The sequence below is a fragment of the Bradyrhizobium sp. USDA3516 genome, from assembly GCF_057651995.1.
Window position 1 is genome coordinate 362,915 of record NZ_JBYGYN010000001.1, and the last position, 17,302, is coordinate 380,216.

Here is a 17,302-nt window from a genome sequence, read left to right on the forward strand (position 1 = left end):
TTGCGTAAAACGGCGCCATGACAATGGCGTCCGCTCCGAAATCGATCCCGCAATCCGGCCCACTCTCCGCGGAGGCCAACCAGGCTGCCGCGCTGGCCGCCTTCGGCGGCGTGCTGACCGTCGATCTCGACGCGATCATCGCCAATTGGCGCAAGCTCGAGAAGACCGCGGTGCCGGCCGAATGTTCCGCGGTGATCAAGGCCGACGCCTATGGCTGCGGCGCCGAGCAGGTGTCGCACGCGCTGAGCAAAGCCGGTTGCAAGACCTTCTTCGTCGCCACCATCGAGGAAGCGCGCAAGGTGCGCGCCGCCGTTCCGGAGCCCACGATCTACGTGCTCGGCGGCTATTTCCAGAACACCGGCGAGCACTACGCCAAGATCAATTGCCGTCCGGTGATCGGCGATCTCAACGAGCTCGCCGAATGGGACGTGTTCTGCCGCCGCACGGGGTGGAACGGGGGCGCAGCAGTTCACATCGACACCGGCATGAACCGGCTCGGGCTGACGCTGTCGGAAGCCCAGGCCATCATTCCCCGCATCAATGCCGGCGATCACGGCATCACGCTGGTGATGAGCCATCTGGTCGCGGCCGAGCAGCTCAACAGCCCGATCAACGCCAGACAGCTCGCGGCCTTCCGCAGCATCGCCAGTGAGTTCACAGGCGTGCCGGCGGCGCTCGCCAACTCCTCCGGCATCTTCCTCGGCGCGCCGTTCCAGTTCGACCTGGTGCGGCCGGGAGCTGCGCTCTACGGCGTCAACCCGACGCCGGAGGCCGACAATCCCATGCAGCAGGTGGTCGACCTCAAGGCGCGCATCGTGCAGATTCGCAGCATCGAGCGCGGCGAGACCGTCGGCTATGGCGGGACCTGGACCGCGCGGCGGCCGACGAAGCTGGCGATCATCGCGGTCGGCTACGCCGACGGCTATTTCCGCGCCGCCAGCTCCAATGACGGCACCCGCGGCGCCGATGTCGTCGTGGCGGGCAAGCGCTGCCCTGTCGCGGGCCGCATCTCCATGGACCTGATCGCGATCGACATCACCGATCTGCCGCCGAACGCGGTGCGGCGCGGCCACATGGTGACGCTGCTCGGCGAAGGCATCACCGTCGACGAGCTCGCGCACCATTTCGGCACGATCGGCTATGAGGTGCTGACCAGCCTCGGCCACCGCTATGCCCGCGTCTACAAGGGTGGCAATGTCGAGGAGCCGCTGGTCAAGCCGGAGCCCGCGTCGAACGCCGGGCAGTCGCCTGCCCCGCCGCCGATCGAACAGCCGTCGGCGTTGCCGCCGCTGCCAAGTTAAACCACCGGCACCTACTTCTTCTTCCTGCTGTCCAGCGCCGTTTTGCAGGTGGCACTGAGCTGGTCGCGCTTGGCGTTGAGACAGGCGACGATGCCGCTGCCCGGCGCGATGCCGGCGCAGAATTTGTCGTAGTCCGCCTTGCATGCGCCGCGCGTTTCGGCTGACTGTGCCGTGGCCCCGGAGAACGCGACGACGAAGGCGATAGCGGCAAAGCTCAGTTTGGACATTGTATCTCCGGAGACGAAAGCAGGAGCCGTAGCTCTAGATGAAGATCGCGACATTCAACATCAACAACATCAACCGCCGCCTGCCCAATCTGTTGGCATGGCTGCGAATGGCGAAGCCCGATGTCGTCGCGCTTCAGGAGTTGAAGGCAAGTGATGGCGAATTTCCGGCGGCCGCCATCGAAAAGGCCGGCTATGGCGCGGTGTGGCGTGGACAAAGAACATGGAACGGCGTCGCCATCCTCGCCCGCAATGCCGAGCCCGTGCTGACGCGCGACCGGCTGCCGGGAAAGCCTGCCGATCTCGAAGCGCGCTACATCGAGGCTGCGGTGCGCGGCGTCATCGTCACCAGCATCTACCTGCCCAACGGCAATCCGCAGCCGGGACCGAAATTCGACTACAAGCTCGACTGGTTCGCGCGGCTGCGGCGCCACGCCAACACCTTCATCAAGCAGGACCTGCCGGTGGTGCTCGCCGGCGACTACAACGTCGCGCCCACCGAGATCGACATCTATCCGACGCGCTCATGGGACAAGGACGCGCTGATCCAGCCGAAGAGCCGCGCGGCCTTTGCCGCGCTGGTCGAGCAAGGCTGGTGCGACGCGATCCGCGAGTTGCATCCGGACAAGCGCATCTACACGTTCTGGGACTACAAGCGGAACCGCTGGCCGCGCGATGCGGGCCTGCGGCTCGACCATCTCCTGCTCAGCCCTGCCCTCGCCCCGCGCCTCGCCAAAGCCGGCGTCGACAAGAAAATCCGCGGCGAGGACGGCGCGAGCGATCACGCGCCGGCGTGGGTGGTGTTGCGGTGACCCGAACGGCAGTCGGCACCGGGGCGCCGGACAAAAACCTGAAAAACAACCCCATGCACAGTAGCCGACCTCTGTCCGATCAATGACTTACGGATAAACCGAGATCAAGGTTGATCCGTCGGGCAAAACACTGGCATGATGTCAGCATCGAAGGCGTTCAAATCGCCGCGCCGGGCGCACTTCAGACGGCCCCATCATCGGGAATGTTGAGGACGGTGCCGCAGGCCTTGCAATGCACGGCGTCGGCATCGTGCCTCTGGAGCCCGCACGTCGGGCATGGAAACCGCACCTTGTGAGGACTGAGCAGCGCGCGGGCGAGATTGAAGAACAGAGTCACGCCGAAAATCATGATCACGACGGTGATCAGGCGACCGAACGTGCCCGACAAGGTGATGTCGCCAAAGCCGGTCGTCGTCAGCGCCGTGACGGTGAAATACAGGGCATCGGCATAGTTTCGGATCTCGTCGTTGCGAAATTTCTGGGTCTCGTAAACGATCCCGGTCATCACGAAGATGAAAACGGCGAGGTTGGTGACGGCGAAGATGACCTCTTCGTTGCGACGAAAGAACGGGGAATCGATCCGCAGCCTCACCAGCATCTGGTAGTCGCGCAGCAGGCCCAACGTCCGCAGAATCCGGAGAAAGCCGCCCGCCTCGCCGGCAAGCGGCGCCAGGAAGGATACGATCGCGACCATGTCAGCCCACGTCGCGAGCTGGGTGAATTTCTGAAACGGATGTCGATCGACCAGGAGCCGGGCGGAGAAGTCGGCAAGCAGAATAACGCCGAACAGGACATCGAGCGTCTCGACGATGTCACTGGGCGGCAGGAACGAGGTCGCAATAATGAACAGCACCGTCACGATATCGAAGACGAGCAGCGCATAGCGGAAGCGCACGCCGTCCGGCGTCGCGCCCTCGTAGAGGCCGCGGACACTGCTTCGGAGAGACGTGAGGGTCACTGGAGGAATCTCGGTTTGCAAGGATGATGGCAACTCGGAGCGCGAGCTGCAACCGAGATGCTTGTACAGCTGCGTGGACTCGCGATGAGGAACCAGCAGCACCGCGCGGTGCTCAGCTCTCCCTGGGCTGAATGCTCTGGCCCTGCTGATCTCTCACCGCGAAGCCACTTGACCAAACGCTCTGGTCAGCATACTGGTCTGACCAAGATCAGACCAAAGAGACAGGGATGGAGCTCAAGCGAGCGACCGACGGCGAAAAAGGGTTCGAGAAGGTGTTTGCCTTCCTGCGCGAACGCCTGCTTGCCGGCTCACTCAAGCCGGGCGACCGACTGATCTCGGAACGCGAGCTCGCGACCCTGCTCGGCGTCAGCCGTCCGATCGTGCGCGAGGCGCTGCGTGCCCTCACCGTGCTCGGGATTGTCGAGATCCGCGACCGCATCGGCACGGTGGTGACGCGGCCGGACGTCTCGGTGCTGAACGATTTCTTCACCTTCGCGCTCGCCCAGCAGGCGGACATGCTCGACGACGTCATGCAGGCGCGCGTTGCGATCGAATGCCAGGCGATTCGTCTCGCCTGCGAGCGCGCCAACATCGCCGATTTCGAACGCCTCCAGCGCGCGCTCGCGAAGATCGGGGAGACGATCGACGAAGCGGATGCGGGCGGCATGGCCGATTTCGACTTCCATCGTGCCATCGTCGTCGCCTCGCATTCGGAGACGCTGACGGTGCTGCATGCTTCGATGGCGGGTCTGTTGACGCATTCGCACCGCAGCCGCCGCGAACTGGTGCAGGCCTTCCCGTCGATGAAGACTTATCTGATCGACGATCACCGCCGCATTTTCGAAGCGGTCATTGCGCGAGATCCGGAGCGCGCGGATGCGACGCTGCGCAAGCATTTCGCCATTGGCGACGAGTACCGCAGGCGCGCGGTCCTCGGCGACATCGACAAGGCCAGCGCCTCGGGCTGACCGCGAACCCCGACCAACGACGCCAACCATACAAGAAACGGACTGACGACATGGGACGGAACGACAAGGGCAAGGTCGGCTTCATCGGCATCGGCACGATGGGCCGGGAGATGGCGCGCAACCTGCTGGTGGCGGGACACGCGGTCCGCGTCTTCGATCTGAACGAGGCTGCGCTGACGGACAGCGTCAAGGAAGGAGCGACCCGCGCGAGCAGCCCCGCCGACGCCGCGCAAGGCGCTGACATCGTCATCACCATGCTGCCCGACACGCCCCATGTCGAGGCCACCGTTTACGGCGAGCAGGGACTGCTGAAATCCCCACCTCCAGGCAAGCTCATCGTCGACATGAGCACGATCTCGCCGGTTGCCGTCCGCCGCATCCATGCCGATCTGCAAAAGACAGGTGTCAGCTTCATCGACGCACCGGTCTCGGGCGGGCCGGTGGGCGCCAAGAATGCCGCGCTCTCGATCATGGCCGGCGGCGATGCGGATGCCTTCGCCAAGGCCGAGCCGTTCTTCCGTGCGATGGGCACGACCATCATCCATGTCGGCGCGACCGGTGCCGGACAGACCGTCAAGCTCTGCAATCAGCTGATCTGCGGCATCAACATCCAGGCGATCTGTGAGGCACTCGCGCTCGGCCGCGCTTCGGGCATCGACCTCAATCTGCTGCGCCGGGTGCTGCTTGGCGGCTCCGCGGCATCCTGGATGCTCGACAAGCTCGGCCCGGCGATGATCGCGGGCGACGTCTCCGCCGGCTTCCGCATCGATCTCCAGCTCAAGGACCTTCGCCTCGTGCAGGAGCACGCGCAGGCCCTGAACGTGCCCCTGCCCGGCACCGCGCTCGTCACCAGCCAATATGTCGATGCGCGCGCCCACGGCGAAGGCAGCAACGGCAACCAGGCGCTGTTCCGCGTCTATGACCGCATGACCAACCAGACAACCGGCTGACTCCGAAACGATGAGCCTCCAACTCGACTTTCCCGCAGTGCTGGAGCGGTGGCCAAGTTTCCTGGCCGGCGCGGTGCTCACGCTGGAGTTGGCTTTCTTCGCGACCGTGCTCGGCGCCCTGCTCGGCACGCTGGCGGCGATCGGACGCGGCGCGCATAACGCGCTGATCGCAGGCGCCTGCAAGATTTATGTCGAGACTATTCGCAACACGCCGCTGCTGGTGCAGATCTTCCTGGTTTATTTCGGCCTCGCCAGCCTCGGCCTGAAATACTCCGCCTTCACCGTGGCCGTTGCCGCGCTGACCATCAATGTCGGCGCATATACCGCCGAGATCATGCGCGCCGGCTTCGAGGCGATTCCGCGCGGACAGATCGAGGCAGCCGAGGGGCTGGCGCTTTCGCGCTTCCAGATCTACTGGCACATCATCCTGCTGCCGGCGATCGAGAAGGTCTATCCCGCACTCACCAGCCAGTTCGTCCTGTTGATGCTGGCGTCCTCGGTCTGCTCGCAGATCTCGGCAGAGGAGCTGACTGCAGTCGCCAACTATATCCAGTCGGACACCTACCGTGCGTTCGAGACCTACATCATCGTCGCCGTGCTCTACGTCATCCTGTCGCTGGTGATGCGTGCCGGCTTCTGGGGCCTCGGGCTCCTCCTGTTTCCGCGCCGGCGCCGGCTCGGAACGCCGTTGTGAGATGACCATGGGCGGACATCTCAACATCAATCATCTCATGTTCCTCGGCCAAGGCGCGCTGTGGACCATTGGCCTGTCGCTGATCGCGCTGATCGGCGGCGGCATCGTGGGCTTCGTGATTGCGCTGGCGCGGATCTCGCCGCTGAAATCGGTCCGGATCGCCAGTGCCGTCTATGTTCAGCTCATCCAGGGCACGCCGCTACTCGTCATCCTGTTCCTGGGGTATTTCGGCCTTGCCGCCATCGGCTTGCAGGTCTCACCGCTCGTCGCGGCCGGCGCATCGCTCACGCTCTACGTGGCGGCCTATCTCGGCGAGATCTGGCGCGGCTGCATCGAGTCTGTGCCGAAGCCGCAATGGGAGGCCGCCGAAGGTCTGGCGCTGAGCCGGACCCAGCGCATGGTCAAGGTGATCCTGCCGCAGGCGATCCGCATTGCGACGCCGCCGACCGTCGGCTTCATGGTGCAGATCATCAAGAACACCTCGCTCGCCTCCGTGGTTGGCTTCGTCGAGCTGATGCGCTCGGGGCAGATCGTCAACAACTCGCTGTTCGAGCCGTTCGCCATCTACGCCATCATCGCCGTCACCTACTTCGCCATGTGCTATCCCCTGTCGCTGTTCAGCCAGAAGCTGGAACGGCGGATGGGGCGTGGCCGGTCCAACCTCGCGCCAGCCTGACATGCAGCAGAACCCCTCCTCATCCGAACCGATCGTGTCGCTCCGCGACGTGCAGAAGAGTTTTGGCGCGCTCCGCGTGCTCGATGGCGTCTCCTTTGCCGTCGCGCGCGGCGAGGTGCTGGCGCTGATCGGCCGCTCCGGCTCCGGCAAGAGCACCGCGCTGCGCTGTATCGACCGGTTCGAGAAGGTCGATGGCGGCGAGATCGTCGTCTGCGGGCACCGCGTCGACCGGCCCGACGTGGACCTGCGCGCACTGCGCCAGGACGTCGGCATCGTATTCCAGAGCTACAATCTGTTCCCGCATCTGACCATCGAGCAGAACATCACGCTCGCGCCCTGCGCCGTGAAGGGCATGGCGACGTCGCAGGCCAAGGATCTCGCACGAAAAGTGCTGGCGCAGGTCGGGCTGGAGGAGAAGCTGCATGCCTATCCCGAGCAGCTCTCGGGCGGCCAGCAGCAGCGCGCCGCAATCGCCCGCTCGCTCGCCATGCAGCCGAAGGTGATGCTGTTCGACGAGGTCACCTCCGCGCTCGATCCCGAGCTCACCGGCGAAGTGCTGAAGGTGATCGAACAGCTCGCCGCTGACGGCATGACCATGGTGATGGTTACCCACGAAATGGGCTTCGCAAAGGGAATCGCCGACCGGATCGTGTTCATGCATCGAGGCAAGGTCCACGAGACCGGACCTGCCTCGATCCTGACGTCGCCGACCACGCCCGAACTCACGCAATTCGTGGGGACGGGGAACCTAAAATCATAACAGGGAGAGGAGAACCAAGGGATGACCAACAGAATGGTGCTGGGGACTGCCGCCGCGTTGTGCGGCCTCATCATGATGGCGGCAACGCCCGCGTCGGCCGATCTGCTCGACGACATCATGAAGGCGAAGAAGATCCGCATATCGACCGACCTCGCCATCCCGCCCTCGGGCATGATGGATTCCACCATGAAGCCGACGGGATCCGATGTCGAAGTGGCGCAGATGCTCGCCAAGGATTGGGGCCTCGAGCTGGAATTCATCCAGACCACCGGTGCGACCCGCATCCCCAACGTCCTGACCGGCAAGGCCGACATCATCATCTCGACCCTGTCGGTGACGGCCGAGCGTGCCAAGGTGATCGACTTCACCAAGCGCTATGCGACGCTGCAATCCGACGTCGGCTGCCTGAAATCGTCGACCGTGAAGGACTGGCCGGACCTGAAGGACAAGCCGATCGGCGTCTCGCGCGGCACCACGCAGGATACCACCCTGTCCAACATGAAGGACAAGGACCTCAAGATCGCGCGTTATGACGACGACGCCACCATGGTGACGGCGGCGGTGTCGGGCCAGGTCGACTGCGTCGGCTCGTCCGCGACCATCATCAACCAGATCGGCGTGAAGAATCCCTCGCGCGTGTTCGAGTCGCGGATTCCGCTGGCGACCTTCGACCTCGCCATCGGCCTGAAGAAGGGCGAGCAGCCTTTGATGGACAAGCTCAACGCCTGGATCACCGACAACGTCAAGAACGGCAAGCTCAACGCCATCTACAAGAAGTTCCACGGGGTTGATTTGCCGCCCGACATGCGCAGCTGAACCAAACGGACAACGTGACAGCCGCACGCGGCTGTCACGGCCATATGCAAGATCAAGAAGGACATTACATGCGTCTCGTCATCGGATCCGACCACGCCGGCTGGCCGCTCAAGCAGACCGTCATCGACCACATCCGCAAGCTCGGCCACGACGTCATCGACGTCGGCTCCTATGACGACAAGCCGGTGGATTTCCCCGACATCGCGCGCGCCGTGGCGCAGAAGGTGACCTCGGGCGAAGCCGCGCGCGGCATCATGGTGTGCGGCACCGGCGTCGGTGCCTCGATCGCCGCCAACAAGATGAAGGGCATTCGCGCCGCAGTCTGTCACGACGTCCACTCCGCCCATCAGAGCGTCGAGCACGACGACGTCAACGTCATGTGCATCGGCGCGCAGATCGTCGGCGCCTGGCTCGCGGTCGATCTCGTCTCGTCATATCTCACGGCCGAATTCTCGACAGACGAGGATTTCCGCCGCCGCGTCGAGAAGCTGCGCATCATGGACGAGCAAGGCTGACGGACTCTCCATGATCCTTGTGTTCGGATCCCTCAACATCGATCTGGTCGCACAGGTCCCAGTCATTCCAGGTCCCGGCCGGACAGTGCTCGCGCCGTCCTACCAGACACATTTCGGCGGCAAGGGCGCCAACCAGGCGGTCGCCGCCGCCCGGATCGCTGGAGCAGGACAGGTCCGGATGGCAGGCCGGGTCGGCCGGGATGGATTTGGCGACAGCGCGATCGAGAACCTCCGGACGAACGGCGTCGACGCCGATCTCGTCGTCAGGGCCGATGAGCCGACCGGCTGCGCGTTCATCACGGTCGATCAGGCCGGCGAGAACGCAATCACGGTGGCAAGTGGCGCCAACCTGTCCGCGAGCGCCAGTGATCTTCCTGCAGCGCTTTTCAGTTCCGACACGGTATTGGTGCTTCAGATGGAACTGCCCTTTGCGCAGGCGATGGAGGCTGCCCGCAGAACCATGGTGGCCTCCGGCACCGTCATCTGGAATCTCGCGCCCGTTCCGGAGCGGATGACGGCAGAGATGGTCACAGACCTTCTCGCCGTGACTGACTATCTCCTCGTCAACGAGCATGAGGCGATCGACGCCACCGCCGCCATCGGCCTCGCTTCCGGCGACTACGAAGTTGCAGCCGCCGGGCTCGCGAAGTCCGGCAACCTCGCCTGCATCGTCACTGCCGGCGCCCGAGGCGCGCTGGCCATGACGGCTGACGGAACCAGCCTGCGCGCGCCCGCCCCCCGCATCACGCCCGTGGATACGACCGGCGCCGGCGACACCTTTGCCGGCGCGTTTGCGGCGATGGTCGACGAAGGCGTGCCGCTGCAGCGTGCGCTCGAGGTGAGCTGCGAAGCCGCCGCATTAAAATGTCTGAAGGGTGGCGCCCAGACCGGCATGCCCATGCGCAGAGCCATGGGCTCCCTCGCCTAGAGCATATCGGTTCTGATCAAATCAGAACCGATATGCTCTAGATTCTTGTTTTTGCGCGTTTTCTTCACGCGAACCGGTATCCACTTCGCTTGAAAACGCTCTGCGATCGATCGCCCATATCAAAGCCCGCGGCTAAACTCTCCCGATTCGTGGAGACTGTCTTGGCCTTTCTCTTCGTCCTCAGCGTCGGCCTCGTCGCCGGCACCATCTCAGGGATCGTCGGCACCGGCTCGTCGATCATGCTGATGCCGGTGCTGGTCTATGCTTATGGACCGAAGGAGGCCGTGCCGATCATGGCGGTCGCTTCCGTCATGGCGAATTTTTCGCGGATCCTGGCGTGGTGGCGCGAGGTCGATTGGCGGGCCTGTGCGGCCTATTCGGTGACGGGCATTCCGGCGGCGGCGCTCGGCGCGCGGACGCTGCTGGCGCTGCCTGCGCATGCCGTCGATATCGCCATCGGCCTGTTTTTGATCGCGATGGTGCCGGTGCGGCACTTTCTGGCGCGGCACGACCTCAAGGCCAATCTCTGGCACCTCGCCATCGGCGGCGCCATCATCGGCTATCTCACGGGCATCGTGGTTTCGACCGGCCCGCTCAGCGTGCCGCTGTTCCTGTTCTACGGCCTCAGCAAGGGCGCCTTCCTCGCCACCGAAGCGGCCTCGTCACTGGGGCTCTACCTCAGCAAGTCGGTGACGTTCGAGCGTTTTGGGGCCCTGACCGCCGAGGTCGCCCTGAAGGGATTGGTCGCGGGCTCATCGCTGATGATCGGTGCCTTCATCGCGAAACGCTTCGTGCTGCATCTGAAACCGGAGGTGTTTCGCCTGCTGATGGACGGCATCATGCTGGCGGCGGGCCTGACGATGTTGTTGAACGCATTCTGACCTCGAAGAGACATACCGCCGAGCAAAAGGTCCCCATGCATGCGTACCATCGCCATGATTGCCGCCGCCGGCGTCATTCTCTTCTCAATGCAGCCTGCATTCGCCGCGCAGCCGTTCGACGGCTTGTGGGCCACGACGAAAAAAGACTGCCGCGACGGGGACGGCCCCGACAGCAAGACGATGATCGACCTCGACAACGTCATCAAGGGCAAGCCGGCCCCGCTGGTCGATCGCTACGAGAACCATTGCCGCATCGACCGCAAGACGCCGGCTGGCGACGGCCTCGTGCTGTCCGCCACCTGCTTCGAGTTCTGGGACGACTACAACAAGGGCGTGAACGGCAGCAAGGTCACGATCAAGCTGGCGCCGGGCGCGAATGGCACGATCAAGATCGACGGGAAGCCCTATCTGCTGTGCAAGCGCAAGGACGAGTTGCCGAAAGCACGCTAGCGCGGAACGCGTCGCACTCCCATCTCGGATCGTGCTAAGCACCCACAGCGGAACAGCGACTCAACACTGCCATGGCCAAGAACACGCTTTCCTTCGTCTGCCAGAACTGCGGCGCGGCCTATAACCGCTGGCAGGGCAAGTGCGAGTCCTGCGGCGAATGGAATACGCTTGCCGAAGAAGACACCAGCGGCAGCGTGCCGGTGTCGATCCGCTCCAAGCGCAAGGGAAGGACGTTCGCGCTGGAGAGTCTCGCCGGCAAGAGCCCGGACGCGCCGCGCCTGTCCTCGGGGCTGACCGAGCTTGACCGCGTCACCGGCGGCGGCTTCGTGCGCGGCTCGGTGCTGCTGGTCGGCGGCGATCCCGGCATCGGCAAGTCGACGCTGCTGACGCAGGCAACCAGCCTGCTCGCCCGTGCCGGCCACCGCGTCGTCTACATCTCCGGCGAAGAGGCGGTCGCCCAGGTGCGCCTGCGCGCCGAGCGGCTGGGGCTGTCGGATGCGCCGGTGCAGCTGGCCGCCGAGACCTCGGTCGAAGACATCGTCTCGACGCTGTCGGAGGGCGCTGTTCCCCGGCTGATCGTGATCGATTCGATCCAGACCATGTGGACCGACACCGTGGAATCGGCGCCCGGCACGGTGACGCAGGTGCGCGCCTCGGCGCAGGCGCTGATCCGCTTCGCCAAGAAGACCGGGGCTGCCATTATCCTGGTCGGCCACGTCACCAAGGACGGCCAGATCGCCGGCCCCCGCGTGGTCGAGCACATGGTCGATGCGGTGATGTCGTTCGAGGGCGAAGGTTCGCAGCAATTCCGCATCCTGCGCGCCGTGAAGAACCGCTTCGGGCCGACCGACGAGATCGGCGTGTTCGAGATGACGGGCCTCGGCCTGCGCGAGGTCACCAACCCCTCCGAGCTGTTCCTGTCCGAGCGCGATCTCGGCACGCCCGGCACCGCGGTCTTTGCCGGCATCGAGGGCACCAGGCCCGTTCTGGTCGAATTGCAGGCACTGGTGGCCCCGACCTCGCTCGGCACCCCGCGCCGGGCCGTGGTCGGCTGGGATCCGAGCCGGCTCTCGATGGTGCTGGCGGTGCTGGAGGCTCATTGCGGGGTCAAGCTGTCCGGCCACGACGTCTATCTGAACGTTGCCGGCGGACTGCGCATCCACGAGCCCGCGGCCGACCTCGCCGCCGCCGCAGCCCTGGTGTCGTCGCTGGTTAATGCGCAGTTACCCACCGATGCCGTCTATTTCGGCGAAATCTCGCTGTCGGGCGTGGTGCGGCCGGTGGCGCAGACCCCGGCCCGGCTCAAGGAGGCGGCAAAGCTCGGCTTCCAGCGCGCCATGCTGCCCGAATCGGCGCGGGGCGATGCGGGCGGAGACGCCGGGCTGTCCCTGAACGCGGTGAACAGCCTGACGACATTGGTGGCCGATATCGCAGCCAGGGGCTCCCGCCGGGGCGAATCCAGCGCGCAGCCAGAGAAAAATGCCACACCGGCGAGATTCCGCCGCGGAGAGGGTTAGCTGGAGGTGACGCCGGAGGCCTCCGCCGCTATACAGCCGTCACAAAAGCAGCATGGGATTGCGTGGTTGCGGCCTTGCCGGGAACGCCGTCTGCCCTTCTTTTAGGGCAGCGGCCAAGCACCGATTCGCTAGAGCACCTTAGACGTACGAGCGGACCAGACCAGCCGATGCCAGTAACCATCCTCGACCTGATCCTGCTCGGCGTGATGCTGATCTCGGGCCTGCTCGCCATGGTCCGCGGCTTCATGCGCGAAATCCTGTCGATCGCGGCCTGGGGCGCGGCGGCGATCGTGACGCTGTACTCGTTCTCGAAGCTGCTGCCGACCGCCAAGACCTATTTCAACAACGACACGGTCGCGAGCGTGGTCGTCGTGGCCGGCGTGTTCATCGGCACCCTGGTCGTGGTCTCCGTCATCACCGTCCGGATCTCCGACATGATCCTGGATTCGCGCATCGGCGCGCTGGATCGCACCCTCGGCTTCCTGTTTGGGCTGGCTCGCGGGCTTTTGATCGTCGTGGTCGCGTTCCTGTTCTTCACCTGGCTGGTGCCGGACAAGCAGCGCCCCGACTGGGTCACCGGGGCCAAGTCCCGCGTCGTGTTGCAGGGAACCGGCGATTGGCTGATGGCCCTCTTGCCTGACGACCCCGAGAACACCATCTTGAAGAGATTCAAGAAAAACAAACCAGATGATGATCAAGCTGAATCCGAGCAGCCGCCTTCGGGCAGCGGCGACGGGTACAGCAAAACGGCTCGTGACGGCATGAAAAAGCTGATCGAGAAACCTGCGGCGCGTTGATAGGGCCCCAAAAGAGAGGCGAGAACGAGATGCGACACCCTGACCAGGACGCCCTGCTTGATCTCGATCCAAACGCCGGTCCAGGCCCGGCCGCACTCGAGCTTCAGGACGATCTGGAAGGCGATACGCCACGCGAGGAATGCGGCGTCTTCGGCATCTACGGCCACCCTGATGCGGCCGCGATCACCGCGCTCGGCCTTCACGCCCTGCAGCACCGCGGCCAGGAGGCCGCCGGCATCGTCTCCTACGACGGCAGCCGCTTCCACTCCGAACGCCGCCTCGGCCTCGTCGGCGACACCTTCTCCCGCCGCGAGGTGATCGACCGCCTGCCCGGCAATGTCGCGGTCGGCCATGTCCGCTACGCCACGACCGGCGCCACCATCCTGCGCAACGTGCAGCCGCTGTTCGCCGAGCTCAATGCCGGTGGCCTTGCGGTCGCCCACAACGGCAACCTCTCCAACGGCCTGACGTTGCGCCGCGAGCTCGTCAAGAACGGCGCGATGATGCAATCGACCTCCGATACCGAGGTGATCCTGCATCTGGTGGCGCGCTCGAGGCGCAGCCGCTTCATCGAGCGCTACATCGACGCGCTGCGCGAGATCGAGGGCGCCTATGCGCTGGTCTCGCTCACCAACAAGAAGCTGGTCGGCGCGCGCGATCCGCGCGGCATCCGCCCGCTGGTGCTCGGCGAGCTCGACGGCTGTCCGATCCTGACCTCGGAGACCTGCGCGCTCGACATCATCGGCGCCCGCTTCGTACGCGACATCGAGCCCGGCGAAGTCATCGTGTTCGACGAGAACGGCGAGGACATCCACAAGCCGTTCCCGCCGATGGCGCCGCGCCCCTGCATCTTCGAATACATCTACTTCTCGCGGCCGGATTCCATCGTGCACGGCCGCTCGGTCTACGAGGTGCGCAAGAATTTCGGCGCGCAGCTGGCGCGCGAGAGCCACGTTCCGGTCGACGTCGTGGTGCCGGTGCCGGATTCCGGCGTGCCCGCGGCGGTCGGCTACAGCCAGCATTCGGGCGTGCCGTTCGAGCTCGGCATCATCCGCAACCATTATGTCGGCCGCACCTTCATCCAGCCGACGCAGGCGATCCGCGAATCCGGCGTGCGCATGAAGCACTCGGCCAACCGCGCCGCGATCGAAGGCAAGCGCATCATCCTGATCGACGACTCGCTCGTGCGCGGCACCACCTCCAAGAAGATCGTGCGCATGATGCGCGATGCCGGCGCCAAAGAGGTGCACTTCCGCCTCGCTTCGCCCCCGATCCTCTACCCTGACTATTACGGCATCGACCTGCCCGACCGTGGCGGCCTGCTGGCGGCGACGCATTCGCTGGAGGAGATGCGCGAGCTCATCGGCGCCGACTCGCTCGCCTTCCTGTCGATTGACGGCATGTACCGCGCCATGGGCGAGCCCGGCCGCGACCCCGCCAATCCGAAGTTTGCGGATCACTGCTTCACCGGCGTCTATCCGACCCACCTCACCGACCAGACCCAGACCGAGCCGCAGCCACGGCAATTGTCGCTGCTGGCGGAGGCGAGCTGAGCAAGATCGTCTCCGGGGCTCATCGGAGACTTCTTTTTCGTCATGGCCGGGCTTGTCCCGGCCATCCACGTCTGTAATACCCGCCGTAAAGAACGTGGATGCCCGGGACATAGGCGAGCGGAAGCGACGCCGTCCTTCAGACGGCTATGCCCGGGCATGACGGAAGTATTCGACAATGACAAAGCCCCTCGCCGACCGTATCGCTCTCGTCACCGGCGCCTCGCGCGGCATCGGTTTCGCCACCGCAATCGCGCTGGCCAAGGCCGGCGCGCATATCGTGGCCACCGCGCGCACGCAAGGAGGGCTGGAAGAGCTCGACGACGAGATCCGCAAGATCGGTGGCAGCGCCACCCTGGTGCCGCTCAACCTCACCGATTCCGACGGCATCGCGCGTCTCGGCGCCGGCCTGCACGAGCGGTATGGAAAACTCGACATCCTCGTCGGCAATGCCGGCGTGCTCGGCCCTTCCTCGCCGATCGGCCATATCGAGCTGAAGACCTTCAACGACGTGATGGCGGTGAATGTCTCCGCGAACTTCCAGCTGATCCGCTGCATGGAGCCGCTGCTCAGGCAGTCCGATGCCGGCCGCGCCGTGTTCATCACCTCGGGTGCCGCCAACAAGGCCACCGCTTATGTCAGCCCCTACGCGGCCTCCAAGGCCGCATTGGAGACGCTGGCACGCGCCTGGGCGCAGGAAACCGCGAACACCAAGCTGCGCGTCAATCTGTTCAACCCCGGCCCGGTCCGCACCCGCATGCGCGCCACGCTGATGCCGGGCGAAGACCCCGAGACGCTCGACACGCCCGAGCAGGTCGCCGAATTCATCGTGCCGCTGTGCGCGCCGGACTGGACCGAGACCGGCAAATTCTACGACTACAAGACCCGCACCCTGATGAGCTTCCGCGCGCCGGCCTGATTGCCGTCCGACACCATGGACGTCATGCCGGCGGTAACGTCCGTACCGCCGAGCTCGATACCGGAAAGCGCATTCAGAAATTCGAGCCGGCATCGAACGCGCTGAAATAGCGTCTCAACGCATTTTGCCCAAAAATTAACCGATGGATGACGCTACGACGCAGCGTCATCCGGCTTTAGGTGCATTGCCGACAGCCGTGGGACACGGTAGAGCGTCAATCGGACCAAGGCTCCCGAAGAGAGCCGTCCGCATATTTGACAATGGAGGAAGCCTTTCATGACGATGCCCGCACGCCGCACTGCGGCTCTTCTGGCCTGTGCCGCTTTCGGCTTTGCCACATCCGCCTTCGCGCAGGACAAGACCATCAAGATCGGCGTGCTCAACGACATGTCGAGCCTCTATGCCGACATCGGCGGTCCGAACTCGGTGGCGGCGGTGAAGATGGCGGTCGAGGATTCCGGGCTGAAAGCCAAGGGCTGGACCATCGAGGTGCTCTCCGGCGATCACCAGAACAAGCCCGACATCGGCGTCAACATCGCCCGGCAATGGATCGACTCCGACAAGGTCGATGCCATCGCCGACACGCCGAGCTCCGGCGTTGCGCTCGCGGTCAGCAACCTCGTCAAGGAAAAGAATGCGGTGCTGCTCAATTCGGGTGCGGCCACCGCCGACCTTACCGGCAAGGCCTGCACGCCCAACACCGTGTCCTTCACCTACGACACCTACATGCTCGCCAACGGCACCGGCAAGGCGCTGACCAAGGCGGGCGGCGACAGCTGGTTCTTCCTCACCGCGGATTACGCCTTCGGCCATGCGCTGGAGCGTGATACCGGCGCCGTCGTCACGGCGACAGGCGGCAAGGTGCTCGGCGGCGTCAAGCACCCGCTGAACACGGCGGACTTCTCTTCCTTCCTGCTGCAGGCGCAGTCCTCCAAGGCCAAGATCATCGGCCTTGCCAATGCGGGCGGCGATACCACCAACGCGATCAAGCAAGCCGCCGAATTCGGCATCGTCCAGGGCGGCCAGAAGCTCGCCGCGCTGCTGCTGTTCATCAACGACGTGCACTCGCTCGGCCTGAAGACCGCGCAGGGCCTGACCTTCACCGAGTCGTTCTACTGGGACCTCAACGACCAGACCCGCGAATGGTCGAAGCGCTTCCAGAAGGTCTCGCCCAAGGGCTCGATGCCCTCGATGACGGTTGCGGGCCTCTATGCCGAGATCCTGCATTACCTGAAGGCGATGGAGGCGCTCGGCAGCAATCCGCGTGACGGCGCCAAGGTCGTCGCCAAGATGAAGGAGCTGCCGACCGACGATCCGCTGTTCGGCAAGGGCCCGCTGCGCCAGGACGGACGCCGCCTCATCCCCGCTTATCTCTTCGAGGTGAAGAAGCCCGAGGAGTCGAAGGGGCCGTGGGACTATTACAAGCTGGTCGCCACCATCGCGCCGGAAGACGCGGCCAAGCCGCTCAAGGACAGCGATTGCCCGCTGGTAAAGAAGTAAACCAGCCAACGCTTCGTAGGGTGGGCAAAGGCGCCAAGCGCCGTGCCCACCTCTCTCCGCGAATTGACGAAACAGCGGTGGGCACG

19 protein-coding genes are annotated in these 17,302 nt (G+C 64.7%); 17 read left to right on the forward strand and 2 right to left on the reverse strand.

The window, feature by feature from the left end:
• Positions 1-23 precede the first annotated feature (23 nt).
• The gene (alr, locus tag AC24YW_RS01950) at positions 24-1,301 is read left to right on the forward strand and encodes an alanine racemase (protein ID WP_487481835.1); all 1,278 of its coding nucleotides are present in this window, start codon (positions 24-26) and stop codon (positions 1,299-1,301) included.
• A gap of 11 nt (positions 1,302-1,312) precedes the next feature.
• Here alr and AC24YW_RS01955 read toward each other — a convergent pair whose 3' ends face one another.
• Positions 1,313-1,528 (reverse strand): cysteine rich repeat-containing protein, encoded by a 216-nt coding sequence (locus AC24YW_RS01955; protein ID WP_197958244.1) that lies wholly within the window; start codon positions 1,526-1,528, stop codon positions 1,313-1,315.
• 38 nt (positions 1,529-1,566) lie between these two features.
• Here AC24YW_RS01955 and AC24YW_RS01960 point away from each other — a divergent pair, with 38 nt between their 5' ends.
• Positions 1,567-2,337 carry an exodeoxyribonuclease III gene (locus tag AC24YW_RS01960; protein WP_487481119.1) on the forward strand — a complete coding sequence of 257 codons (771 nt, stop codon included), beginning with the start codon at positions 1,567-1,569 and terminating at the stop codon, positions 2,335-2,337.
• Between the two features lie 181 nt (positions 2,338-2,518).
• Here the strand turns inward: AC24YW_RS01960 and AC24YW_RS01965 are convergent, their stop codons facing one another.
• Positions 2,519-3,295, reverse strand: coding sequence for a potassium channel family protein (locus tag AC24YW_RS01965; protein ID WP_487481120.1), 777 nt, complete (start codon positions 3,293-3,295; stop codon positions 2,519-2,521).
• Between the two features lie 227 nt (positions 3,296-3,522).
• On the opposite strand from AC24YW_RS01965, the gene AC24YW_RS01970 reads away from it, so the two are divergent.
• The 15 genes from AC24YW_RS01970 (at position 3,523) to AC24YW_RS02040 (ending at position 17,216) form a co-directional block, all read left to right on the forward strand.
• Positions 3,523-4,263: a FadR/GntR family transcriptional regulator gene (locus tag AC24YW_RS01970; RefSeq protein ID WP_487481121.1), complete on the forward strand. Its 741-nt coding sequence runs from the start codon at positions 3,523-3,525 to the stop codon at positions 4,261-4,263.
• Between the two features lie 50 nt (positions 4,264-4,313).
• On the forward strand, positions 4,314-5,213 hold the full coding sequence (locus tag AC24YW_RS01975) for an NAD(P)-dependent oxidoreductase (RefSeq protein ID WP_487481122.1): 900 nt from the start codon (positions 4,314-4,316) through the stop codon (positions 5,211-5,213).
• A gap of 10 nt (positions 5,214-5,223) precedes the next feature.
• Positions 5,224-5,907 carry an amino acid ABC transporter permease gene (locus AC24YW_RS01980; protein ID WP_487481123.1) on the forward strand — a complete coding sequence of 228 codons (684 nt, stop codon included), beginning with the start codon at positions 5,224-5,226 and terminating at the stop codon, positions 5,905-5,907.
• Positions 5,908-5,914: 7 nt separating this feature from the next.
• A complete protein-coding gene (locus AC24YW_RS01985; protein WP_487481124.1) occupies positions 5,915-6,583 on the forward strand; it encodes an amino acid ABC transporter permease in 669 nt (222 codons plus the stop codon).
• Between the two features lies 1 nt (position 6,584).
• The gene (locus AC24YW_RS01990) at positions 6,585-7,343 is read left to right on the forward strand and encodes an amino acid ABC transporter ATP-binding protein (protein WP_487481836.1); all 759 of its coding nucleotides are present in this window, start codon (positions 6,585-6,587) and stop codon (positions 7,341-7,343) included.
• Positions 7,344-7,364: 21 nt separating this feature from the next.
• On the forward strand, positions 7,365-8,159 hold the full coding sequence (locus AC24YW_RS01995) for a transporter substrate-binding domain-containing protein (protein WP_487481125.1): 795 nt from the start codon (positions 7,365-7,367) through the stop codon (positions 8,157-8,159).
• Positions 8,160-8,227: 68 nt separating this feature from the next.
• Entirely contained in the window at positions 8,228-8,674 is a 447-nt protein-coding gene (rpiB, locus tag AC24YW_RS02000) for a ribose 5-phosphate isomerase B (RefSeq protein WP_487481126.1), read from the forward strand.
• A 10-nt stretch (positions 8,675-8,684) separates the two neighbouring features.
• Entirely contained in the window at positions 8,685-9,602 is a 918-nt protein-coding gene (locus AC24YW_RS02005; RefSeq protein ID WP_487481127.1) for a ribokinase, read from the forward strand.
• 161 nt (positions 9,603-9,763) lie between these two features.
• Positions 9,764-10,483 (forward strand): sulfite exporter TauE/SafE family protein, encoded by a 720-nt coding sequence (locus AC24YW_RS02010; protein ID WP_487481128.1) that lies wholly within the window; start codon positions 9,764-9,766, stop codon positions 10,481-10,483.
• Positions 10,484-10,522: 39 nt separating this feature from the next.
• Complete coding sequence (locus AC24YW_RS02015) at positions 10,523-10,933, forward strand: hypothetical protein (protein WP_487481129.1); 411 nt, start codon at positions 10,523-10,525, stop codon at positions 10,931-10,933.
• A gap of 71 nt (positions 10,934-11,004) precedes the next feature.
• Positions 11,005-12,450 carry a DNA repair protein RadA gene (radA, locus tag AC24YW_RS02020; RefSeq protein WP_487481130.1) on the forward strand — a complete coding sequence of 482 codons (1,446 nt, stop codon included), beginning with the start codon at positions 11,005-11,007 and terminating at the stop codon, positions 12,448-12,450.
• 167 nt (positions 12,451-12,617) lie between these two features.
• Positions 12,618-13,247, forward strand: a complete 630-nt coding sequence (locus tag AC24YW_RS02025) for a CvpA family protein (protein WP_487481837.1) — start codon at positions 12,618-12,620, stop codon at positions 13,245-13,247.
• Between the two features lie 29 nt (positions 13,248-13,276).
• The gene (gene purF / locus AC24YW_RS02030) at positions 13,277-14,800 is read left to right on the forward strand and encodes an amidophosphoribosyltransferase (protein ID WP_487481131.1); all 1,524 of its coding nucleotides are present in this window, start codon (positions 13,277-13,279) and stop codon (positions 14,798-14,800) included.
• 175 nt (positions 14,801-14,975) lie between these two features.
• A complete protein-coding gene (locus AC24YW_RS02035; RefSeq protein ID WP_487481132.1) occupies positions 14,976-15,716 on the forward strand; it encodes an SDR family NAD(P)-dependent oxidoreductase in 741 nt (246 codons plus the stop codon).
• A gap of 276 nt (positions 15,717-15,992) precedes the next feature.
• Positions 15,993-17,216: an ABC transporter substrate-binding protein gene (locus AC24YW_RS02040; protein WP_487481133.1), complete on the forward strand. Its 1,224-nt coding sequence runs from the start codon at positions 15,993-15,995 to the stop codon at positions 17,214-17,216.
• Positions 17,217-17,302: the final 86 nt, after the last annotated feature.